23 protein-coding genes are annotated in these 21,867 nt (G+C 36.5%); 4 read left to right on the top strand and 19 right to left on the bottom strand.

The features are described from left to right. Positions 1–3: 3 nt before the first annotated feature. The 14 genes from JCM21531_RS03325 to JCM21531_RS03390 form a co-directional block, all read right to left on the bottom strand. Positions 4–396, bottom strand: a complete 393-nt coding sequence (locus JCM21531_RS03325) for a DUF6365 family protein (protein WP_038287338.1) — start codon at positions 394–396, stop codon at positions 4–6. Positions 397–406: 10 nt separating this feature from the next. Then, positions 407–1,324 carry a radical SAM protein gene (locus tag JCM21531_RS03330; RefSeq protein ID WP_038287340.1) on the bottom strand — a complete coding sequence of 306 codons (918 nt, stop codon included), beginning with the start codon at positions 1,322–1,324 and terminating at the stop codon, positions 407–409. A 34-nt stretch (positions 1,325–1,358) separates the two neighbouring features. Continuing rightward, positions 1,359–2,273: a radical SAM protein gene (locus tag JCM21531_RS03335; RefSeq protein WP_038287344.1), complete on the bottom strand. Its 915-nt coding sequence runs from the start codon at positions 2,271–2,273 to the stop codon at positions 1,359–1,361. Continuing rightward, entirely contained in the window at positions 2,266–3,165 is a 900-nt protein-coding gene (locus tag JCM21531_RS03340) for a radical SAM protein (RefSeq protein ID WP_162149296.1), read from the bottom strand. The genes JCM21531_RS03335 and JCM21531_RS03340 overlap by 8 nt, the downstream gene beginning before the upstream one ends. 73 nt (positions 3,166–3,238) lie before the next feature. Beyond that, positions 3,239–4,321 carry an ABC transporter permease gene (locus JCM21531_RS03345; protein ID WP_038287348.1) on the bottom strand — a complete coding sequence of 361 codons (1,083 nt, stop codon included), beginning with the start codon at positions 4,319–4,321 and terminating at the stop codon, positions 3,239–3,241. Then, entirely contained in the window at positions 4,318–5,247 is a 930-nt protein-coding gene (locus tag JCM21531_RS03350; RefSeq protein WP_038287350.1) for an ABC transporter ATP-binding protein, read from the bottom strand. Before JCM21531_RS03350 ends, JCM21531_RS03345 begins: the two co-directional genes overlap by 4 nt. Positions 5,248–5,347: 100 nt before the next feature. Beyond that, complete coding sequence (locus JCM21531_RS03355; protein ID WP_038287352.1) at positions 5,348–6,145, bottom strand: nucleotidyltransferase family protein; 798 nt, start codon at positions 6,143–6,145, stop codon at positions 5,348–5,350. A gap of 24 nt (positions 6,146–6,169) precedes the next feature. Beyond that, entirely contained in the window at positions 6,170–7,027 is an 858-nt protein-coding gene (locus JCM21531_RS03360; protein WP_038287354.1) for a radical SAM/SPASM domain-containing protein, read from the bottom strand. 13 nt (positions 7,028–7,040) lie between these two features. Then, positions 7,041–7,262 carry a hypothetical protein gene (locus JCM21531_RS03365; protein WP_038287356.1) on the bottom strand — a complete coding sequence of 74 codons (222 nt, stop codon included), beginning with the start codon at positions 7,260–7,262 and terminating at the stop codon, positions 7,041–7,043. Continuing rightward, a complete protein-coding gene (locus JCM21531_RS03370) occupies positions 7,262–7,957 on the bottom strand; it encodes a hypothetical protein (RefSeq protein WP_038287358.1) in 696 nt (231 codons plus the stop codon). Before JCM21531_RS03370 ends, JCM21531_RS03365 begins: the two co-directional genes overlap by 1 nt. Before the next feature lie 33 nt (positions 7,958–7,990). Next, a complete protein-coding gene (locus JCM21531_RS03375) occupies positions 7,991–9,190 on the bottom strand; it encodes a polysaccharide pyruvyl transferase family protein (protein WP_038287360.1) in 1,200 nt (399 codons plus the stop codon). Positions 9,191–9,210: 20 nt separating this feature from the next. Further along, positions 9,211–10,458 (bottom strand): DUF6365 family protein, encoded by a 1,248-nt coding sequence (locus JCM21531_RS03380; RefSeq protein ID WP_131464362.1) that lies wholly within the window; start codon positions 10,456–10,458, stop codon positions 9,211–9,213. Positions 10,459–10,504: 46 nt separating this feature from the next. Beyond that, positions 10,505–11,161 carry a hypothetical protein gene (locus tag JCM21531_RS03385; RefSeq protein ID WP_038287364.1) on the bottom strand — a complete coding sequence of 219 codons (657 nt, stop codon included), beginning with the start codon at positions 11,159–11,161 and terminating at the stop codon, positions 10,505–10,507. Beyond that, positions 11,161–11,478, bottom strand: coding sequence for a hypothetical protein (locus tag JCM21531_RS03390; RefSeq protein WP_094184725.1), 318 nt, complete (start codon positions 11,476–11,478; stop codon positions 11,161–11,163). The genes JCM21531_RS03385 and JCM21531_RS03390 overlap by 1 nt, the downstream gene beginning before the upstream one ends. A 1,158-nt stretch (positions 11,479–12,636) precedes the next feature. Between JCM21531_RS03390 and JCM21531_RS03395 the strand changes: the two genes are divergently transcribed. Further along, a complete protein-coding gene (locus JCM21531_RS03395) occupies positions 12,637–13,218 on the top strand; it encodes an RNA polymerase sigma factor (protein ID WP_038287370.1) in 582 nt (193 codons plus the stop codon). A gap of 2 nt (positions 13,219–13,220) precedes the next feature. Next, complete coding sequence (locus tag JCM21531_RS03400; protein WP_038287372.1) at positions 13,221–14,618, top strand: GerMN domain-containing protein; 1,398 nt, start codon at positions 13,221–13,223, stop codon at positions 14,616–14,618. Between the two features lie 195 nt (positions 14,619–14,813). Here JCM21531_RS03400 and JCM21531_RS03405 read toward each other — a convergent pair whose 3' ends face one another. The 4 genes from JCM21531_RS03405 to JCM21531_RS03420 form a co-directional block, all read right to left on the bottom strand. Next, complete coding sequence (locus JCM21531_RS03405; RefSeq protein ID WP_094184726.1) at positions 14,814–16,496, bottom strand: methyl-accepting chemotaxis protein; 1,683 nt, start codon at positions 16,494–16,496, stop codon at positions 14,814–14,816. Between the two features lie 80 nt (positions 16,497–16,576). Beyond that, positions 16,577–17,092 carry a chemotaxis protein CheW gene (locus tag JCM21531_RS03410; protein WP_054846980.1) on the bottom strand — a complete coding sequence of 172 codons (516 nt, stop codon included), beginning with the start codon at positions 17,090–17,092 and terminating at the stop codon, positions 16,577–16,579. Positions 17,093–17,669: 577 nt separating this feature from the next. Next, on the bottom strand, positions 17,670–18,185 hold the full coding sequence (locus tag JCM21531_RS03415; RefSeq protein WP_038287374.1) for a DUF2812 domain-containing protein: 516 nt from the start codon (positions 18,183–18,185) through the stop codon (positions 17,670–17,672). Beyond that, positions 18,182–18,499, bottom strand: coding sequence for a PadR family transcriptional regulator (locus tag JCM21531_RS03420; RefSeq protein ID WP_038287376.1), 318 nt, complete (start codon positions 18,497–18,499; stop codon positions 18,182–18,184). The genes JCM21531_RS03415 and JCM21531_RS03420 overlap by 4 nt, the downstream gene beginning before the upstream one ends. A gap of 159 nt (positions 18,500–18,658) precedes the next feature. Here JCM21531_RS03420 and JCM21531_RS03425 point away from each other — a divergent pair, with 159 nt between their 5' ends. Continuing rightward, entirely contained in the window at positions 18,659–19,840 is a 1,182-nt protein-coding gene (locus JCM21531_RS03425) for an FtsH/Yme1/Tma family ATP-dependent metallopeptidase (protein ID WP_038287378.1), read from the top strand. A gap of 18 nt (positions 19,841–19,858) precedes the next feature. On the opposite strand, the gene JCM21531_RS03430 is transcribed toward JCM21531_RS03425, so the two are convergent. Then, complete coding sequence (locus JCM21531_RS03430; RefSeq protein WP_038287380.1) at positions 19,859–20,659, bottom strand: hypothetical protein; 801 nt, start codon at positions 20,657–20,659, stop codon at positions 19,859–19,861. Positions 20,660–20,966: 307 nt separating this feature from the next. Between JCM21531_RS03430 and JCM21531_RS03435 the strand changes: the two genes are divergently transcribed. Then, complete coding sequence (locus JCM21531_RS03435) at positions 20,967–21,827, top strand: transporter substrate-binding domain-containing protein (RefSeq protein ID WP_038287383.1); 861 nt, start codon at positions 20,967–20,969, stop codon at positions 21,825–21,827. Positions 21,828–21,867: the final 40 nt, after the last annotated feature.

The following is a 21,867-nucleotide window of genomic DNA, read 5'->3' on the forward strand; positions in this document are numbered from 1 at the left end:
ATGTTACCTTCCGTACTGTTCCCCATTCGATCCAATGTTCCAAATCCCAACAAAAATTCGTCGAAAGTTCCCTAGTTTCCCTTTGAAAATTTTCAAATCTTCTACTGTAATACCATAATGCTTTTCACAAAAATAATAGTTCAAAAAATCCGAAAGTATTACATAATCAGGGCAATGCCTATGCTCTATATCTTGCATTAAAACACGATTGACTTTACCGAGTTTGGGAATGAGCAAACTATACGGAATTTTATGTGTTCTTAGTATCTTTTCATGAGAAGGCGGAATAAAAAAATACGGCTGATAACCACTCTTTTTTATTTTATTTGCAAAATTAAGAGCTATAAGTAACTCCCCGTAAGCCCAATAACTCGTTACAATAAACAGAACTTTCATTCCAACCACCTTACTTATTGCCTATCAATTCCGCTTCAGTCAACGGAGAAAACTCACTCCATCCGTAATAGTGCAAATATTCTTTATAAACACCGCCACACTTATTCTTTCTCACACATTCCTGGCACGGTGCTCCCTGCTTTCGAGTTTCATTTTCCATATATTCATTGTAATCCTTTAAAATGATTTTGTGGAAAAGCAACTTAAAATGAATTTCATCCCAATTTATCATATACTTTGCATAGTCTCTGAGAACACAGGCCGGGAAACCTTCCAGTGTAACTACCACACCACGGGACACTACTCTGTCTACAGCATTTTTTACGGCAGGCACTATTTCAGTCAGCCTTGGAGTTACTTCATGAAAATTCTTAAATGCTTTACCTGCCGGGTGTATGGCAGATATATTTACATGATCAACTCCCAAATCCATTACAAGGTCTATAATATCAACCAAATAATTGTAGTTTTGTTTGCAAACCACAGTATTGGTACGTACCTTTTTACCAAGCGACTTCACATTTTTTATTCCCTGTATTGCTTCATCAAAACTTCCCTGAATACTTGTGCAATAGTCATGCATTTCTGCATCCTTGCCATGAACGGATACTATAAACAGGTCAACATTTCTGGATGCAACTTCTTTTGCAAAATCCATATCACTCAGTTTTCTGGCATTAGTCTGCAGTGAAACAGTGGGATAACCCAGCTCCTTTATTTTGTCTAAAATTTCAAAAAATTCAGGAACAATAGTGGACTCTCCTCCATGAATATTCACGGATTCGTACCCCTTGCCGGCATTACTCTCCAAAAACTTGAAAATAATATTCCTGGCAACTCTTTCCGGTTTTCCCTGGTGGGAATCCACCACACAGAATTTGCAAGAATTGTTGCATTGATCTGTCAAATGTATACTTAGACTTTTCATAACATCTCCCCCTTTTAATTTTCTCAAAATCAATTTATCTGTTTCTCTTGTTTTTATAAACCGAACAGTTATCAAAACACAGTTGACCCTCGCGGAATTTTTTATAATTTTCACTTTCCCATATTTCATCAAAATCCTGTTCGAATATGTTTCCCACTTTGTAACCTGTATTTAACGCTATACAACAAGGGTGCACATCTCCTTTAAGAGTGATGTAAGGCACCATATCATCCCATATCATACATTTGAGTCTATAAGGCGAATCCATAAAAATTCTGTTCCGGGAAGCCGCACGTTTTGCTTCTTCGATGTAATAGTCTATCCTGTCTTTATTTTTTTCTACAAAATTTTCTCCCCTCCCCTCAATAGGAAGTTCAAAGTTCACCGCCTGAAGCCTGTTTTTTGCTGCAACTTCCACTATCTCGGGAAGTCTGTTCAAATTGTTTTCGTTTATAGTGCAGTTGATCATTCTAAAAATTGAAGGACTTTTGCAAACAGCTTTCAAATTGTCTAAAAGGTTGGACCAATTATAATTCCCTACAATAGCTTTCATCCCATCTTCATCAGGCGAGTCTACAGAAAATAATATTATTTCGACATTTCCGCTTTCATTAAGTCTGGAAAAATCTATAAGGATTGTCCCGCTGGTAATGATAACAACTTTTTGCTCCAATTCATTGACCACCTGGTAAAAATGTTTATAAACCGTAGGTTCTCCGAGCCCACATAGAACAATCCTCTCAAATCCCGAAAGCTTGTCCTTGAGTTTTTCAAATTCCTCCATTGAAAGATTACGGTCTTTATAATCAAGTTCTTTCCTCTTACAATAACTGCAATTCAGCGGACAACAAGTCGTAAGCTCCACTCCGATACTACGAGGTTTCCTGCCCAAAAGACCCAATATATCTTCACTTCGCTTGTCAAGGGCTTCCGTAAGTATACTACTCATACATCACCTCTCCTTCCCTGCTTATTTCGTTCATTTTTATCAGTGAACATTCACGACAGAAGTTTCCCAATTTGAAGTCCTGATTTTCTTTACTGTTCCACATGTCCTCCACATTCTCCGAGAATATGTTCCCAATCTTGTAATTTTTGTACAGAGCATATCCGCACGGAAACACTTCACCTTTAATATTTATGTAAGAAAGTATCCGGTCAAGCATTACACAGCAGTATGAATCAAAAAGATCTTCAACAAATATGTGATATTTTTTTGCCTTAAGACGGGCAAGGGCAAAATTCTGTTTTAGCTTCTCCATATTATCCCTCACGAATTGTTCCCGTCCCCACGGCAGCGAATAATGTACCGAGACAAATTTATGCTCTGCCGCCATGTCTATCAGTTTCGGCATTTCTTCTATATTGTGTTCATTAATTGTGCAATTCATTACTGAATTTATGCATACTCCTTCAAATCTCATCTTCTTATTGTAGGATTTTAATTCTTCCAAATTCTTTATAAGGTTTTTGAAATTATATGCTTCCCCGCAAATCTTTTTCATGAGACTTTCCGTGGTGGCATCAATCGAAAATATAAGTAAATCCACATTTTTAAATTTATTCAGCTTTTCATAATCTATAAGAATCATTCCGCTGGTTACAACGGAAATACGGTATTCTTTCAGATTATGAATAATTTCGTAAAAGTCCTTGCACAGTAACGCCTCACCTATGCCGCAAAACGTTATACGGCTTAATTCAGGAATTTTTACCAGGCGTTCTTTAAGCTCAAGAAACTTTTCGAAAGTCATTGTAGAGTTTGCATCTTTTTTTCTATAGCAATAGCTGCAGTTAAGAGGACAACTTGTTGTAACCTCCAGCGAAACAGCTTTTGGCATTTTTTCTGTAAGTTTAAGAGGGTGCAATTCTCTCTCCTCCTTTCCCGGACTTTACACACACCTTTCCGGCTTTTTATTCCCATTTGAACCTGGTTGATAGTACGAGACTCACAAACAACCATCCTGAAAGTACAACAACATTCGTTGCAACACTAAACATTGGAGCAACTCCGGTCATAGTCTGGCGCAGAACATCAGCCAAATAAGTCAGAGGTATAACCTTTACCACCGGAAGCATAAAATCCGGCATTATTTCAATGGGTATAAATATACCTGACATAAACATCATTACAAACTGTACAACTTGTATAAGTCCTTGACCGCTGTCCGACGTCTTGACGAATGAGGCAAACATGTATCCCATTGAAACAAACGTAGCAGCACCCAAGAGAACCAATCCAAGAATAACTGTCCAATTACCTACAATTTTTATACCAAAAACAGCATATCCCACACTTACTATCAACACAGTCTGTATAACCGACATTATCATCCTTACTACAACTTCACTGGCTATGAACATACTTCTGGGAAGGGGAGTAGCCCCTAAAGACTTAAGTATTTTTCTTTCTCTTAAGCTTACCATTCTCAAAGAACCAAATAATCCAAGCTGCATTAAAGCGAGTGCCAAAATTCCGGGAAGAAAGTAATTTATCTGGCTTAATTCCTCAGTCTGAACAGAAGTTGCATTGGCTTCAAATACCGAAGGACTTCCTGTCATTTTGCGTTCCACAGCGTTAAGAATCTCATTAACTGTAGATAATAAGACCTGATTTGTTGAAACATTGCCGGCATCATAATATACGGGTATTTCTGTTTTCTTTCCTTGCACTACAGACTCCGTTAAATTTTCAGGCAAAATTATTACAAGAGAACGATTGCCTTTTTTAAGCTCTTCCAATTCTTCTTCTCTTGCACCTGAGTACATCTTAAAAACAGTAACAGACTCAAAAGCTTCTTTTAAACCACGGCTGACCTCACCTTGATCTTCCAAAACAAGACCTACATCAAATTCCATTGCCTTATCGCCGCTGTTAAAAATTGTCCCGAGAATCAAGACAAATACTATGGGAAATATGATAAACCAAAAAATTTGCATACGCTCGCGCAGCATTTCTCTTATATTTGCGTCAACCAACCTTAAAAAAACTTTCATTCTCTAATCCACCTTCCTGTCAATTTAAGAAATACATCTTCAAGTGTAGCCTGCCTTACTTTGACATCATCAACTTTTGTCCCTGCTTTCTGGCAAAACTCCATTAAAGCAGGTATGGTCTGTGCAATGTCTTTTGTATATATCGTAACATATTCTTCCGTTGACTGTACTTTATTGACTCCCGGGAGCTCATTAAGTCTTTTGTCTTTTGAAAGCTCAGGATGTTCAAACTCAAGCGCACTTTCCTGAAAATGTTCTTTTATCAATTCCTCAGGTTGACCAAGAGCTATTATGTGTCCATGATCCACCACTGCCACTCTGTCACACAACTTCTGAGCCTCGTCCATATAGTGTGTGGTTAAAAAAACTGTTTTGCCTGCTGCTTTAAGTGCCGTAATCGCTTCCCACAGCTTGCGGCGAGATTGGGGATCGAGTCCTGATGTAGGTTCATCAAGAAATATGATATCGCCGTTACTGACCATGGCTACGGCAACAGCTACCCTCTGCAGCTGGCCGCCCGATAAATTCATAATTCTCGACTTTTTCTTTTCTTCCAATCCCACCTGCTTAATTACATCATCAGGTGATAAAGGCGACGGATAAAAACCTGCAAAAAGTTTTACTATCTCGCTTACCGTAAGTCTTGGAAAAAGAAATACCGTTTGAAGCTGTACTCCTATACGTGTCTTAACGTCTGTGGGTTGTTTTTGCGGATCCATCCCCAGGACCTTTACTTCACCTTCATCACGATTCTTAAGTCCTACCAATATTTCCATTGTAGTACTTTTCCCTGCACCGTTGGGACCTAACATACCGAAAATTTCACCTTTTTTTACTGAAAAACTTAATCCGTCCACAGCTTTAACCTGACCGTAATTTTTACGCAAATTATTGACTTCTATAGCCATTTCCCCAGGCATTGTCATGTATACTTCCTCCTCTTTTATTTATTGTTTCTACAAAATTTATTTTAGGTCTGCCGGCCAGACTCTGTTTTCATTATACTGCAAGCTGCATATGTACCTTCTATTTCAGAACGTGTTGCCATAAATTCATCAATATTGCCCAGGTCATAACACCTGCCGTTTTGAAAAATTTTGCATATACATTTAAGCCTTCTTTTATCGCCGCATTAAATATATCACTCAAAAGGATTTCGGTTCCCGTATTTTCCTTTTTTGACACATAGTCCCAAACGTACTCATGCAACAGTTCTGTAAATCTGTTTGACCATACGGCTATATTCCAAGTGTTAAATATCCTGGTTTCCTTAGGTTTATCATAAATTATTTCAACTTTGCTTGTATTGCTGTTAATCACTACAGGTGCCAGGCGATGGGGTTTATTTGTAGGAAATACGCCGAGAGTCAGATCGGCCTTCTTCTCATTACTCATCTCAAGCAGTTGTTTAAAACAATCAAACGGTTCGACTATAGTGTCCGGCATTCCCATCATAACCGTACAGTCTTTCAGCCACCTGTACCCTTCATCTATAGCTATGGGCATTCCGGTAATGTTACGGCTTGTATCCTGGCATAAATACGCTATACTGGCTCCGTTAAGACTCCCGTTCCCAAAGAAACGCAGCAGCTCTATTTTTTGTTCGTTCAAAACCATAACAATTCTTTTGGCACCTGCCCGCACCATGTTATCTATTGTATATTCAGCAATTAGCTTTGGAATAAACTTACTCTTTTGCCCGTCCGAATATTCCTTATATCCTACAGGAATCAGTTCCTTCCAAAGCTTAAAAGGTTTCATTCTGGTTCCCAGCCTCCGGCCGGGACAATCCCAATCACTTTTTCCAAAACACTCATAAACCATCCACCACCACCACTATTCGTTTACTCATATAACTTTTTGGTTTTGTACACATCCAAAACAGTACTCAGCACTCTTGAATTTCCGGTATGTAGGTGAATCCCATATTTCTTCAAACGTATTTTTCAGTAAATTCCCCGCTGTAGATATTCGGTTAAAATGATCACAACAAGGTCTTACGTCTCCTGAAAGTGTTATAAAAGGAATTACCGATTTTTCAAATACGCAGTTCATTTCACCCGGTGCTTTTATCTTTATGCCATGATCTTGGGCTACAATATAAACCTCTTCCATTGTGTTTTTTATCTGTTCCGCTTTTCGCTTTACCCAACGCATGTTATACGTCGGAAGCAAAAGATTAAGAACTTTCACGCCATACTCACTGCAAAACCTGACCATACTTGGCATAGCGTCCAAATTATGCGGACTAATAACACAGTTAATTCCTATTGTCAAAGAGCTATAGCCACGTGAACGTTTAAGATTGTCCAACAAGTTGCTAAATTTATAACCGAGACAGCTTTTAAGCATTATCTCTTCAGAGGGCCCGTCAACCGAGAAAGTTATTGAAGATACATTACCTTTTGCACTTAACTTGTCATAATTTATAGGTATTGTACCGTTAGTAATTATAAGCACATTTTTATCCTCAAGAGCTTCTATCATGTCATAAAATCGTGAATGCAAAAGCTGCTCCCCCATGCCACACAGGCACACACTTTCAGCAAAATTTATGCGTTCTTTTATTTTTAAAAAAGTTTCCCAAGATATTTCCTTATCATGTATATGCCACTTAGACCTAAAACAGTAATCACATTTTAAATTGCATGTGTTGGTAACTTCCAACATTACCAGTCTCGGATATGAATTACATATATCCTTCATAAAGAGGCCCTCCTCAATAGTTGCTGTCAAGAAGCTCCAAATTAACATTTCTTCTCACATGGACCGGAACCTTTTTAGTCTCCGACTCATCCGGCATATTCTGAAGCGCTATGTAACTTTCCAGCATTGTTCCCCTTACGGGAAGTCCAGTCATTACATCAAGGCAGATCCGCCCGGAATAATATGAATATCCTTTCCTGCTCCTGCTTGCATCCTCATCGTTTTCGGTAACCATTACCTTCGATTCGTCACACCAATACTCAAATACTGAGCAAATATTGTCTCCAAATTTTCCATATCCCAAAAACATTGCATAAAAGTACCGTTTTTAAAAAACGAAGATTTTGAATATAGTCCAACGCCAATCTCATTCTGAAGATTAGAAAGGTTTTCAATTTCTACCGCTTTTCCCGGATTATCGAACAATGCCGGAGTAGAGCAAATAAATGACGTAAACACTTCAAATGCAAGTATATCAAATGTCAGCATAACCAAAAGATAAACACTTGGAAGTCTGGGAAGACTGCTATATGTACCGGAAATTTTCTGACAATGCTTCAATACCTGACTATATATGTTCTTGTCGGATAACAACTCAAACTCTTCAGGTTTATTGCATGAAAACAGGTAGTGAGGAAAACTCAAACCTTCCGCAAAAGTCCATTTTATGTTTTTTCCGCCTTCTTTATGAAGATAATTTACCGCCTCAAAATGATAATCCGTAAGTGCCAAAAAAGGTACAATTACATTTGATATGGTCCGGGAAAAAGTAGAGTTTAACTCTTGCTTTCTTTTAATACCCCCTATGGAGTTTAAATAATAATTTCTCATCTGTATTTTGTACAACTGTTTGTGGCCCGAAATCAACTGAATATTTTTGCTCTGGTCTCTCTTTTCAAAAATTTCTCTTATGTTTTCCGCCAAATTCACTCAATATCCCCCCTCTTTACATAAACTCTGTTTTTATAACAGGTCAAGGCTTTTTAGCATATTACAAAAATGATTTTTTACCTCCATGTTCAGCTTTTGCGATACACGTTTGTACATATCCTTGGCGTACGGACTAAGTAATTCTTCCACCTTCTCAACTATTTTTCTCCATATTTTTCTTGTATCTATCATGCCACAAAAACTGCGGGTACTTGGTTCACCGCAGACAGAAATCATCGGAGACATATAATAATTGTCCAGTCCGCACTGCCAAATAAAATCCCTTAATTTGCTTCCTGCCGTATCATTTGAAAGATAACAGTCCAAAGCCAAAGCAGGAGTATTACGAGAAACAGCAGAAACCATACCGTGATAACGTACCGTTATGTAAGCATCAAACATACCTACCAATGTCCAAGTCTCAATTGGGCTAAGCACATCTTCTACCAGAAAACTCCCCGGGCAAAGTTTTGCAAGTTCTTTGCATGCTATATCGTCTCCGTACATAAGTCCAAACGGAAATATAATCGTTTGTACACCTTTAGAATTCAAAGCATTTATTGCTTTTGCCAGTTCAGTCATAAACAGCTTTAATGAAGCTTGCATTATTTCAGGTCCGACCGATACTCCCAACACCTGTCTTTCTCTGTCTATATGAAACCTTTTTTCAAACTCCGACTCCATTTGTTCACTATTTTCTATACTTAGACCTATAACCGGGTCCGAAACAAGATTAATTTTATCTTTTGGGCATCCTGTATTTTCCAGCAGTCGACAGGTGGTTATGGATCTAACACTTATATAATCTACTTTATCCGTTGCCTTTTTTAATTTAGCATACCATTCTGCAAGCTTAGGACTTGCCGTAGGTGCCCACTGGCTTCCCAACGCATTCCATGCAGTTTTGGGGAGCCGTGTTAGATCAATGTGAGTACCGTGAAAAATAAACGGCTCAAATTCCGCTACCGGAACCAACAATCCGCCGCCCCCTATAATAAGTGCATCATAATCATATATTTCCCTCCAGAATTCTTCCTTCTTTAAATCTACAGCACACCATGATAAATCACTTTCATTTTTCTTACTTATGTCGGTAAATGCACTTATCTGAGGTGAAAACACTGTTATATCCGCATCTTTAATTCTCTCTTCTATCGCTGCTTTAGTAGCAATAGCAACTAAATTGTCTCCTGTATTATTAACGCCAAAAGCACCCAGTAGTCCTATTCTCATTCCTGCACACTTCCTTTTATCTATGTATCGCTCATAATACTCCTCATAACTTCGTCCGGTGTAGGTAATTCAAGCATTTTATCTACATATTCAAGCTGACGTTGTTTGAGCTCTTCTATAGCCGTTTGATCATACAAATATTTTTCCAGTGCCGATATAGCTTCAGAAACTTTAAAAAACGGTGCTTCTATATAGGTTTGAGTATAAGGATTGTCTTCAAGTGCCGTTTTCAGCAATCTGTGCCATCCAAAAACTCCGGCACGGAAAGGATAAGCTATTTTCAATTCCTGTGCCATCTCTCTATACCAGTGGGGCATTTGACTTAATCTATTACTTAATTTATTAAAATCTATAATTTTATGGTTTTGAAAAACTACACTGGGTACAGCTCCGTAAACAGCCTTTGAAAGTGTTACTGAAACCACATTCAGCGTCACAAAAAGGTCTGACGCTAAAAGGTACAAATCAAATTCAGAAGGAGGTAAATAATTAAAATGATGATACCTTACCAAATCACTTTCAAACTCATTCCATGGAGTTGGACTGACATGTATTACCGTTATCTTGCGGTTAAGAGCTGAAATATAGTTTTGCAATATAACAGGCATCCACTTCAAGAACATACCCAAGGCAGGCAATCTGTGAACATTAAGCATTTCCCATCTTGAACCGGCTGTAAATATAATCTTTTCGTCATCTTCCACTTTAAACCGTTCACGTACCTGTTTCTTTTTGCTTTCATCAAGCATCAATTTTTCGCCGTACAGGCTAAAGTATTTTATTCTGCTTTCGCTTTCTTCACGTTTTTTATTAAACGGACAGTTGCAAAGTATATAGTCGCCTTGTTCAATTAAAGGTGGCAAATTTCTAATAATAGAACCATAGTAGTCCACAGTATAACCTGCATTGGTATACTCATATTCATCAATACATATTATGGGTATACGATATTCCTTAAGGGCCGCAAAGTTCAAGCCCGTCCAGGACTGAGCGTATTCCATGGTATATACATCTGAAATTATAAAAAAGTCCGGATTGACTTCATTTATAAATTTATCAATATTTTTTTTATTTATCTGAGGGTCTTCCCATATGCTTAGAGTTTTGTTTTTTATTCCCCTGTCATCCAGAAATGATTTGTTTTTCTCGGGAATGAGAAAATAAGTATCATAAATATCATTTGGAAGACGACTTGCAAACTCATAAGCTATGGTCAGCTCACCTGATGAAAGTTCCCCTAAAACTACAAAAACAATTTTAGTCATCATAATCCCTCATAATTAGAATTCTTCTTTGGTATGTATAAAGCCGGCTTTAGTTATATTGATCCGGAAACAAATCACGACCAAGCCCTAAAATTCTATTAGCCATTTCATACTCCCCGGAACTAACAAGTTTATTTTCCAAACTTACAAAAGGTAACACCAAGAAATCCTGCAATATTTTGACAGGCTCCCTTTTTAATTCTTCAGCTTCTTTTATATATTTTTCAGCCTTTTCTTTATGTCCGCCGGAATGATAAAACTCTGCAAGTAAGATATATGGTATTATAAAATACGGTTGATACTGACTGTTTTTCTGGATTTCAATCATTGACTCCAACTCTTCGATAACTTCTTCTTCATACCTGACACTGCTGGGCAACATTAAAAGCAGACGGCTTTTTAGCATTCTGACCAACCAATAACCCGGCTCTTTTAATATAATGGAATCAAAAGCCTCCAAAGCATTTTCAATATTCATTTTGCTTACCATCATATCATCTTTCTCAATGGCCAGTAAGTTAAAAAGTCCAAATGCAAAAGCCACTTCAATATCAGAGGAGTTTTTTTCATACGATTTTGTTAATTTTGACCTGATCTCACCGTGTTTATCAGTCAGCTTTGCCATAAATACTATAGTTCGCACGGTTTCCGCATCTTTGCTTGTAATCGGTCTGAACTCTACCTTTTCGCCAACCTGATTACTCATTATATATCGTCCTCCTCTGCCACATCAACCTCTTCTGCTCCCTCTTCAAGATCCGGTGTATATACTGCTGCATCAGCGGAAAAAAACTCTTCTAGGTTTTCTGGTGTCAACTTTTCCAAATCCCCTTCATTTAGTGTCTTTACAAGCATTTTCTGCACTTCTGTCAGTTTATACCCTTCCATAGCTTTATCAGGGTCATTGGCCAGCAAAGCCCTAAATTCAGGATCCTGGACCGCACGAATAATAAGATCCTTTATTTCAGTCGCTTCTTCTGCACATTCATGCATTTCATTATTATCAAAATTCTTTTCATTCATAATAAAACCTCCCCTATTTTTACTATTTTTATATTTCTTACTTATTCTTAGTCAAAATATTATCTTTAAAAATTTAAAAAGCGGATTCTTAAATTAGACTAAAACTTGTAAAAATCATACATGTAATTGTTGGGATATATATAGAGAACTCTATAACCTACTACATGCATATTTGACCGGATGCCTCGATACTTAATCTAATCCCCCCCTTTTAGCAAATTTAACTAAATTGACAGTAAGAAATGATGGTTTTGTAAAATTTGGTAATTATATATATGTCTTTATTTTACTATTGCAGTTTTGTTTGTCTAAAAAACATTTTTTGTATTATATTTTGTATAAATTTATATAAACCGAGGAAATATCTGTATTCGTAAAGACAATACCCCCATTTTATAACTTTTAAAAACATAACATTTTGAAAAGATTAGCTTCTTTGCTAAATTGCTTAAGTTTGGAAATAGAACCGTCACAAAACAAGGATTAAGAAAAACGATTTAGAGCTTTTTAACTTCTTCTCCCCTATTTTGCTCGAATAGGATTGCATCACACACTCCAATTATTATAAATAGCCACAATAAAATCAACCATTTAACATAATCGGCATATTTCTACAAAAAAATCGACTTTTATCGACTATTTTCGGTAATCACCACCATTTTTTTAATAAAATAATATTATCATACACTCAAAGAAATATCAACCCTATGTCTAATATTTGTCACATTTTAATTATAAATCCTTTGCTGTATGCTTTTTCTGCCTGGTTAAGTAGTTTTGCGGTAATTCCGATTACCGGGTATTATTGGATTTACAAGGAAAACTCTACCAGAATATCGATATATTCATTAGCTCGCAAACTTCAATACATTGTATCAAATACGTCATTTCAATGAGTCTACGACAGAATTTTTGTATTTTTCTATTAAAAAATAAATAAAATAAGCAAAAAATATTTTTACCGTTACCACAAACAATTTTATGCGTATAATGATATGAAAACATCAAAAAGAACAGTGAAAAGCAACGATTTAGCAGTTAATTATATTTTTTTAAAAGCTTTTAATGTTTTTTAGAAATTAAATTCGGAAAATAAAATTTACGAAGTAAAAATTTATAAGATTCATAAAATAATTAAAAGTTTTTTGAAAAGAATATATGATTGGTGTGTTAACTATGAACAGAGAACGGGACAATATATTGATTGAGAATACTTTAAATGGCAATATAAACTCTTTTGAAGAGCTGATAACGTTGTATCAGGGAAAGCTGTTCAATTTTCTCTTAAAAATGACGGCCTCTCGAGAGGACGCAGAGGAAATTACCCAGGAAGTATTTATAAAGGTATACAACAACCTGTATAAATACAACAATAAATGGAGTTTTTCCACCTGGATTTACCGAATAGCTATAAACACACTCAGGAGTGAATACAGAAAAGTAAAAACCGCAAAAAATGTTGACTACTACGCAAACGTATCGGAACTACCTGCAAACTTCAGTGATTATCCTGAGTTGGCTTATGAAATAAAAGAAAGGCAAAGAGAAATAATTAGACTTATTGACGACCTTAAAGAAGACCAAAAAACAGCGTTGCTTTTGCGATGTATGCAAAATTTTTCCTTTAAAGAAATCGGCGATATATTGGGAATTTCGCCTGAAGCTGCAAAAATGAAAATACAAAGGGCTAAGCAGACCATATGTAAAAAGTACGAGAAACTGGATAAGGAGGGTAGATAAAAATGAGATGCACTTTTAATTTTGAAGACATAATTAAATATTCCGAGAATCAGCTGTCCGATGAAGAAAAAAAGAAAGTTAAAGAGCATTTGGACGTATGTGAAAGGTGTAGAAAACATTATAGTGTTCTGAAATTTACAGAAGTTTATGCAAAAGACAGTTCTTCGGTAAGTGAAAACATCAGCAAAAATGTAATGGAGGTAATTGATATGAATAGATATAGCAAGAATAAAAAGTTTTGGGCCGGCAGAATGTTTTATCGGGCCATGCCTGTTATAAAACCGCTTTTGATTTCTGCGGCAGTATTTGCTGTGGTATTGATAGGAGTATCAAACTTTAGTAATTTCAGAGATTTAATTAATAATCCCGGCAGTGAAGTCCCCAATCCGACCACTTCGGTTGTTAATCCGCAAGATACCAATGCAGCCGGTGTACCTCAAAATACAAACCCGGCAGTTCAAAATCCCGCAGAAAAGAAGACAATTACACTTTATTATTCAAATTCCAATGCAGACAAAGTTGTTGCTGAGAAAAGGGAAGTTGAAATAAGCAAAAACACACAGATAGAAAAAATAGTGTTTGAAGAATTACAAAAAGAGCCAAAAACTGAAGGTTTATATGCAGTAATACCTAATGGAACAAAACTTTTATCGGCGTCAACCGAAGGTGGAATATGTACACTTGACCTTTCCAAAGAGTTTGTCGATAACAGTCCCGGAGGTTCGGCAGGAGAATTGATGACTTTATACTCAATAATTAATACAATGACTGAACTTCCAGGTATTGATAAAGTACAGTTTCTTATTGAAGGACAAAAGAGAGATGTATATATACATGCTGTATTTAACGAACCCTTTAAAAGAAATGAAGAAGTTATCGGCAAGAGTCCAAGTGAGATAAAAGCTGAAGTTGAAGCAAGATCCCAGGCAGCTATTAAAGCTATAAAAGAAAAAGATATGGAAAAGCTGGCCTCAATGGTACATCCTGTGAAAGGAGTTCTATTTTCTCCCTATTCCCACATTGAATTAGGAAAGCATCAAGTATTTACAAAGGATCAATTAAAGGATCTGCTCAAATCGGAAAAAGTGTATACTTGGGGAGAATATGACGGAATAGGTGATCCGATTGAATTAACATTTGCTGAGTACTTCGAAAAATTTGTATATGACCATGATTTTGCAAATGCAGAAAAAGTAGCATACAATGAAATACAGCAGTCGGGAAACACTATTGTCAATATTTCGGATGTGTTTCCTGAAGGAAAGTTTATGGATTACTACTTTTCCGGATTCACTCCCGAATATGACGGATTGGATTGGGCAAGCCTAAGGTTGGTTTTTGAGGAGTATGACGGCCAGTGGTATCTTGTATGTATTGCTCATGGCCAATGGACTATCTAAAATAATTGCTTTAAGTTATACCGTTCTTGGTATTATGCCAAAACGGTATATTTTTTGATAAAAGCTCGGGACATCGAGTCCCTTCGCTTTTGCCTCTTTCATTTCATTCCAAGAGTCCAAATAAAAATCACCCCGCTCCAATTTATAAAAGAGGCAGGATGATTTAAGACAGAGAACTGTCCCCCATTTTACGTTTTAATATTTGCCAAACTCATTTTCACTCAGCACAATTTTTTTTGAACTATTTGATATCGGTTCTTTATTTTTTTCACCGGCTGACTTTTTAGCAGCTTTGTCTTTATCCATCATATCCTCAAGCATTTTTAAAACGCCGGGATTAATATCGTTCACTTCTCTGAAAGAAGCCGCTGACCTAATAGTCTTTCTAAGTTTAAACCTGGAAACCTGTTCTTTTAATACTTCTGCCTGGCCTGCAAGTTCTTCGCTTGCAGCAGCACTCTCTTCAGAAGTAGCAGATGTTGTCTGCACCACCTGCGATATCTGAATAACTCCTTGATTTATCTGTGCAATTGCAGAGGCCTGATTATTTGATGCTGTGGCAATGTCATTTACCAGCTCGGTTACCTTTGCAATATTATCAACTATTTCATTAAGGGCATCTGCTGTCTCTTTTGCAATCTTAGTGCCATCTTCTACTTTATTAATAGAATCTTCAATCATTGTTGTAGTTTCCTTTGCTGCATTTGCAGACCTTTGTGCAAGGTTCCTTACTTCCTCCGCTACTACTGCAAATCCTTTACCGTGTTGGCCTGCCCTTGCAGCCTCAACTGCTGCATTTAGTGCCAGTATGTTTGTTTGGAATGCAATCTCGTCAATTACTTTTATAATCTTAGATATACTCGCAGAAGAATCATTTATTTCATCCATAGCTTTTAGCATCCTGCTCATATGTTCATTACCTTGGGAAGCATTTAATTTTGCATTTTCAGCAAGCGAATTAGCCTGGTTTGCATTCTCTGCATTTCGTTTTGTTTGCGATGAGACTTCTTCAATAGAAGCAGAGAGCTCTTCTATGGAAGTTGCCTGCTCGGCAGCTCCCTGAGAAAGGGATGTACTGAAGTCGGAAACCTGTGTAGAACCCGATGCTACCTGTTCTGCAGAAGAGTTTATATTAGACATAACTTCATTTAGATTTTCGGTCATTTTTTCAAATGCTTCCGCCAAAGCACCAATTTCGTCTTTATAGTACTTATTGTCTATTGTTACACTCAAATCACCCTCAGCAATCTTTTGTGCCACCATTTTTATTTCATTTACAGGACGAGTAATCATCCTTGTTATGAAAAATGCAATTGCCAGTGCTATAAGGACTGAAAAAGATGTTCCTATAATGATAATAATATTTGTTTTTGATTTCAGATCTTCCAATTCTTCTGCACGAGTAGCCAACAATGCCCTTTCAATGCTTTCAGACTCCTCAATGATTTCTCTGAATTTGTCAAATGCTTGTTTACCTCTTGCAGCCTGTTCATCTCTTATAATATCATCCATTGTATTTGTTCCGTTTAACACATTCCTTCTAAGGCTTATGCTGGCTTCAGCTATTTTAAGCCACTCCTGCTGTACACTTTTAAGAGAGCTTAAAAGCTCCTGCTGCTTTGGGTTATCGGCTGTCAGTTCTTTTACTCTGTTATAATTCTTTTCAAAATTTTCTTTACCTGTATTAAACGGTTCTAGAGATTCTTCTTCTCCGGTTAGGGCAAATCCACGCTGACCGGTCTCCATATTTATCATTTCTTGCAGCATAGATTCCAGTTCAGTTATAACTTCATATGTATGTGTGTTCCAATTTGTAGTTTCATGCAGCTTTGAAAAGTTTGTAAATGTTATTGTTGATAATGCTATAAGAATTACCAATACTGCTGCAAAGCCCGAATACAGTTTTTTTTCCCAAGCTTAAATTACCGAAAAAATTCATAATTTAGATTCCTCCTGGATTATTGAATATTTTCTAGATTCTTAAACTCATCTTTACTTAATAATTCATTGCAGTCCAATAAGAGTTTTACTTCACTTTCCACTTTTGCAATACCCTTGATATATTTGTTGCTAAGACCTTGGTTCATATCTGGAGGAGAAACTATATCTTCTTCCTGAATTCCTATCACTTCAGACACACTATCAACGATAAGGCCAACAGAGGCATTTCTTATGTTGACAACAATTATGCAAGTTCTTTCATTATAATCTCGAAATTGCTTTTTAAATCTCAGTCTCATATCTACGACCGGTATAATTTTGCCCCTTAAGTTTACTATTCCGCGGATGTAATCCGGGAGCTCAGGAACTTCTGTAATCGGTTGAATGCCAATAATTTCAGTCACATTTTTTATTTCTATACCATATGACTCTTTGCCTAATACGAAGGTAAGAAATTTATCTTTTTGAGTGTCTTCTTCCTGTCCTATGATTTCAAGTTCTTCTGTTTGGGTCACCTGTAAACCTCCTTTCATGTTTTTATGTAACTTTTTTTGTGTTTAAGCCACCAAATCTCAAAACATCTAATAATCTTAGGGCGTAAAAGAAAGCAATTTCGTTGCAGGAATGGCTGCACCACCTCCTTAGAAATAAAAAAGAAACAATGAACGGTTCTTTGCGCTACGTTATGCAACCCCCATTAACTGTCAATCCAGTAAATTCTGACAGCTGTCATTATGAACTTTCTCTTGGTTCGCTTATGTATCTTAAAATGTCTATATGGATTGTACTCTCCTCATTGTGAAAAGAAGGCAATTATACAATAGACTGTTCTAACACTACTGACTTGCCAATGCCATTAGACTCTTTGAACTTTTAAACCTCCGTTTTTCTATTCCCTGCAATGATTTCCAAAACAGAGTCTACATAAATAACTTTTGCCTTATTTATATATTCGTCATAATTACTCCGTTTATATATATTAATTTTTTCCCCTTATTATAACGGATTTAAACATTAGCTACAGTTTCTTTGCAGATTTTGACATAAAAATCGCCCTACCTTTAATTAAATAAAGGTAGGGCAAAATAAAGCAGAAAACCATCCCCTGTTTTATCCCTTTTCCCGTTGTAATTGCTCTATTTTCCACTGGCATCTCCATACTATACGAAGGAAGAGAATAGCAAAAACACCTGCCAATATTGCAAAAATCCAAAACAGTAAACTCTTTGTTCGCAGTGCTGCATTCATTTCTATCAAAAAACCTCCCATCTCCAATATGAATGCAGCTCGAAAGAAGTTCTTTATTCTATTGTACTGATTTATTTTAGAGTCAATATCTGTATACATCTCAAAAGGACCATCCTCAGCTTTTTTTCTGAGGTAAACCCATCTATACCATTGTGAAACCACTTCAACACCGCTGTCTTCCATAAATGAAGCAAAATCTTCTTTGTCTCCGTCCCAATTTTCAAGTAAATCAATCTGATAGATATATTCTCCCGGCTTACATGGAACGAAAGTATATACACCCAGGAAAAATTTCTTTAATGCCCATCCTTCTGACGACATTTTTTGCAGCCAATCCTGCTCTCTGTCTTTATCATAATACAATCTAAACTTCTTCATGCCAATCCCTCCATCAATTTTGCATTCCGAACAAGCTCTTCCAATCTCTTTACCTCTTTAAAAAAAACTTCTATACCCTCTTTTGTAATGAGATATTCCTTCTTTTTTCTAGAAGCCATATCTTCGCTATATAGCATTATCCATTTTTTCGATAGTAAAGAATTTATGGCACCGTATAATGTACCGGGACCGAGCACCACTCTCCCTCCGGTAATCTCGCTGACTTCCTGAATAATTCCATATCCGTGGTTGGGTTTTCGTACAGCAAGAAGAATATAGAATATGGCTTCGGTCAATGGTAAATTATTGTCCATATATATCACCCCTCAATCTATCGTCCTCCGATATATTTAATATATCACCTCCCGATATATTTGTCAATATGTAAATGGAAATAAAATTCTCTTTGTATAATACAAGCCATTTTGTTATAATTGAGTTTAATACAGACTTAGAACAAGGGTGAAAGACTAATGAAAAATAAAAAAAATTTACTAATCGTTTCTATGGTTATACTTACAGTCATTATAGGTATAACTCTTTATTTTGAAATTGATAAATCTCAATATATTCCTTATTCCGATTTCTACAGCTATGTAAAGAACGGCAAGGTAGTTTCTGCAAAAATAGGAAACGATGAAGTTAGCTTTTACTTGAACGGCGATGAAACAGAATACCGTACCGACAATCCGGAATTGGATTCTTTTAAAGAATTTTTGCTCCTTAACGGGGTTAAAGTCAGTTCGGAAAAAGGCATGGACGAATTTTTAGTTGCAGTCACGGATGCAATTTTCAACATTATTTTTTTCGGCATTATAATATTCGGTCTATATAAATTATTAGATTTTAGAAAAAATACATTTAAAGTCATTCGTGATAACAATACTAAATTTTCTGATGTTGCAGGCATGGAAGAATTAAAAAGAGAGATGCTTCAGGCTGTGGACATCTTAAAACATCCAAAGGAGTATGCAAAAAAAGGAATACGCCCGATAAACGGTATTTTGCTCGAAGGTAATCCCGGAAACGGTAAGACACTGTTTGCAAGAGCATTGGCAGGTGAAGCCAAGGTCAATTTCATTGCAACCAAGGCAACGGATTTTCAAAGCGCAATTATGTCCATAGGTCCTGCCAAAATTAAAGCTCTGTTTAGAAAGGCCCGTGCCAATAAGCCTTGCATAATATTTATAGACGAGTTTGACGGAATAGGTGAAAAACGTAATTATTCCGGTACAGGAATTGACAAAGAAAACAATAGAATAATTGCTGCTATGCTAAATGAAATGGACGGCTTTACCCGTGAGGAAGGTGTTATGGTTATTGCGGCAACCAACAACTATAAGGCTCTTGATGAAGCGTTGGTACGTGCAGGAAGGTTCGATAAAAAATATACTGTTCCCAATCCTGACTATAAAACCAGAATTGAATTGATAAAAATATATACAAGAAGCAAAAAACTGTCGGAGAGTATATCGGTTGAGCAATTAGCTGCAAAATTTGAGAACTTAAGTTGTTCCCAGATAGAAACAATACTTAACGAAGCGGCGATGGTCGCCACCGGTGAGGTCCGGGAAGATATAACGGAAATTGACTTGGTTGAAGCGGTAAAAAGGGTATGTAATGTTGTATCGGCCAAAGAAGCAAAAAGAAGATAATATTATTTTGCAAACTGTTTAAGGGGGACAAAAATCCCCCTTATCTTTTTCCAATATCCAGAATACTATTCTCTCAAACGGGTTCATTGCCATCCAAGACAAGTTCTCCGAATAAATAATGTCTTTATAAACATCCTCCAGCTGATTTGCCATGCACGGTACGGAATTAGTAAAGTCCATGTCATCCAAACCGGTATGGGCGCTGCCGTAAATACCCATAATATTTTCTCCGTTTAAAGCGTCATATTCCCGTATAAAATTCTCTGCCATCTTATTTTCACGATACACATCATCGGAGTTTTCATAAAAATATTTACCTTGTTCTATTGATTCCTGCGTCAACCTATATTGTTCTGTGTCTTTCAGATTATTGTCTTCAAGATACTTTAAAAAACGTTCACCGGTAGTATGGAATTGGTGCCCGACATCTGTGCCATGAAAAATCGTCTCGGGACACTTACTCTTAATATTCTTATAAAACTCCTTGGTATAAGGATTATGTGAAGCAGTTCCCATCCAATCATTATAAAGCTCATCCAAAATTTCATCACTGTCCGACTTCATCCAGATATTTAAAAACTCTGCTGTATAATAAGGAAGCTCAACAAATAGGTGCCTCATATTCTTATTGCTATAGTATTCACACCACAACTCAAGCTCTTTTTGCAGTATTTTTTCCACACCGTGTCTTTCTCCATATAGAAAAATCTTTTTTTCGGAATCCGGTGCGGACGACGAGCTACAAGCGTTAAGCGCAATTAACAAAATAAAGAACATAACAAGTGATAAAACATGTTTATTTTTCTCCATTAATCTCATTTATTTCTTCCCCCATGCTATCCATTGTCAAAGCAAAAATAACACTCCATTTTACTTGGTTAACATTTTTCGTAAAATTTGTTGTATAATTATTCACAGAATACTACTAATTAAATCAAATTAAGCAAATTATATTATAATATATCTCAATACGAAAAGTAAATTTGTCATTTTTAAAAGGCTTGTGCTTCTTGCTGATACAAAAACTTGTTTACATTGACAAAAACGTTGAGATACGATAATTTATATTTATAATAATGTATGCATAAAATATATAAATTTATAAAAATTTAAGGAAAATGTCCGTATGAAGAAAGGTTTTATTTTTACTGTTGCAATGCTTATGCTTTGCAGTTTTATCTTTACAGGTTGCAATTCAGGCAGCAAAAGTTCAACCGCTAAGCGCGCCAAAGTTATTGACATCCCGTTAACTCAAGAAGAATACGCTTTTGGAGTAGATAAAAGCCAACCGGAATTGCTTGAAAAGGTAAACGAATTTATCTCAAAAATCAAGGCAGATGGAACCCTTGAAAAAATAAACGATAAATATTTTGGTGGCGGAGAACCTAAAGCTGTTGAATCCGCAGTGGAAGACAGCAGCAAAGATCAACTGGTGGTTGCTACAAATGCAGCATTTGAGCCCTTTGAATATATGGTGGGCGATAAGTATTACGGTATTGATATGGAATTTGCAGAACTTCTTGCAGAACATCTCGGAAAAGAGCTTGTAATCAAAAACATGGATTTTGATGCCGTTTGTCTCTCCGTAGGTCAGGGAAAGGCCGACATCGCCATGTCCGGTCTTACAGTAAAAGAAGACAGAAAAGAGTATGTTACATTCACGGATACATATTACAACGCTTCCCAAAAGCTTATCGTCAGGGAAGACGATACCACCTTTGACAACTGCAAAACCGCTGCTGATGTGGAAGAAATTCTTTCGAAATTCAGCAGTAACACAAGCGCAGGTGTTCAACTAGGTACAACCGGACAGTTCTATGTTGAAGGCGATGAAGACTGGGGATTTGAAGGCTTTAATGTTAAATGCATAGGCTATAAATCAGGTTCTCTTGCTGTTCAAGACATGCTCAACGGCAATATAGACTTTGTTGTTATTGATGAGGCTCCCGCTCAAAGTATTGTAAGAGCAATTAATGAGCTTAACTGATAACAGCTGTTCAATTCTCTTAAAGATATTTTGTGATACT

It is taken from the genome of Acetivibrio straminisolvens JCM 21531, from assembly GCF_000521465.1.
GTDB classification, from domain to species: Bacteria; Bacillota; Clostridia; order Acetivibrionales; family Acetivibrionaceae; genus Hungateiclostridium; species Hungateiclostridium straminisolvens.

Bases quoted from the DNA above. Each gene is read 5' to 3' on its own strand.
- JCM21531_RS03325 (WP_038287338.1), bottom strand. From the start codon at position 396: ATGAAAGTTCTGTTTATTGTAACGAGTTATTGGGCTTACGGGGAGTTA.
- JCM21531_RS03330 (WP_038287340.1), bottom strand. From the start codon at position 1,324: ATGAAAAGTCTAAGTATACATTTGACAGATCAATGCAACAATTCTTGC.
- JCM21531_RS03335 (WP_038287344.1), bottom strand. From the start codon at position 2,273: ATGAGTAGTATACTTACGGAAGCCCTTGACAAGCGAAGTGAAGATATA.
- JCM21531_RS03340 (WP_162149296.1), bottom strand. From the start codon at position 3,165: ATGCCAAAAGCTGTTTCGCTGGAGGTTACAACAAGTTGTCCTCTTAAC.
- JCM21531_RS03345 (WP_038287348.1), bottom strand. From the start codon at position 4,321: ATGAAAGTTTTTTTAAGGTTGGTTGACGCAAATATAAGAGAAATGCTG.
- JCM21531_RS03350 (WP_038287350.1), bottom strand. From the start codon at position 5,247: ATGACAATGCCTGGGGAAATGGCTATAGAAGTCAATAATTTGCGTAAA.
- JCM21531_RS03355 (WP_038287352.1), bottom strand. From the start codon at position 6,145: ATGGTTTATGAGTGTTTTGGAAAAAGTGATTGGGATTGTCCCGGCCGG.
- JCM21531_RS03360 (WP_038287354.1), bottom strand. From the start codon at position 7,027: ATGAAGGATATATGTAATTCATATCCGAGACTGGTAATGTTGGAAGTT.
- JCM21531_RS03365 (WP_038287356.1), bottom strand. From the start codon at position 7,262: ATGGTTACCGAAAACGATGAGGATGCAAGCAGGAGCAGGAAAGGATAT.
- JCM21531_RS03375 (WP_038287360.1), bottom strand. From the start codon at position 9,190: ATGAGAATAGGACTACTGGGTGCTTTTGGCGTTAATAATACAGGAGAC.
- JCM21531_RS03380 (WP_131464362.1), bottom strand. From the start codon at position 10,458: ATGATGACTAAAATTGTTTTTGTAGTTTTAGGGGAACTTTCATCAGGT.
- JCM21531_RS03385 (WP_038287364.1), bottom strand. From the start codon at position 11,161: ATGAGTAATCAGGTTGGCGAAAAGGTAGAGTTCAGACCGATTACAAGC.
- JCM21531_RS03390 (WP_094184725.1), bottom strand. From the start codon at position 11,478: ATGAATGAAAAGAATTTTGATAATAATGAAATGCATGAATGTGCAGAA.
- JCM21531_RS03395 (WP_038287370.1), top strand. From the start codon at position 12,637: ATGATTGGTGTGTTAACTATGAACAGAGAACGGGACAATATATTGATT.
- JCM21531_RS03400 (WP_038287372.1), top strand. From the start codon at position 13,221: ATGAGATGCACTTTTAATTTTGAAGACATAATTAAATATTCCGAGAAT.
- JCM21531_RS03410 (WP_054846980.1), bottom strand. From the start codon at position 17,092: ATGAAAGGAGGTTTACAGGTGACCCAAACAGAAGAACTTGAAATCATA.
- JCM21531_RS03415 (WP_038287374.1), bottom strand. From the start codon at position 18,185: ATGAAGAAGTTTAGATTGTATTATGATAAAGACAGAGAGCAGGATTGG.
- JCM21531_RS03420 (WP_038287376.1), bottom strand. From the start codon at position 18,499: ATGGACAATAATTTACCATTGACCGAAGCCATATTCTATATTCTTCTT.
- JCM21531_RS03425 (WP_038287378.1), top strand. From the start codon at position 18,659: ATGAAAAATAAAAAAAATTTACTAATCGTTTCTATGGTTATACTTACA.
- JCM21531_RS03430 (WP_038287380.1), bottom strand. From the start codon at position 20,659: ATGAGATTAATGGAGAAAAATAAACATGTTTTATCACTTGTTATGTTC.
- JCM21531_RS03435 (WP_038287383.1), top strand. From the start codon at position 20,967: ATGAAGAAAGGTTTTATTTTTACTGTTGCAATGCTTATGCTTTGCAGT.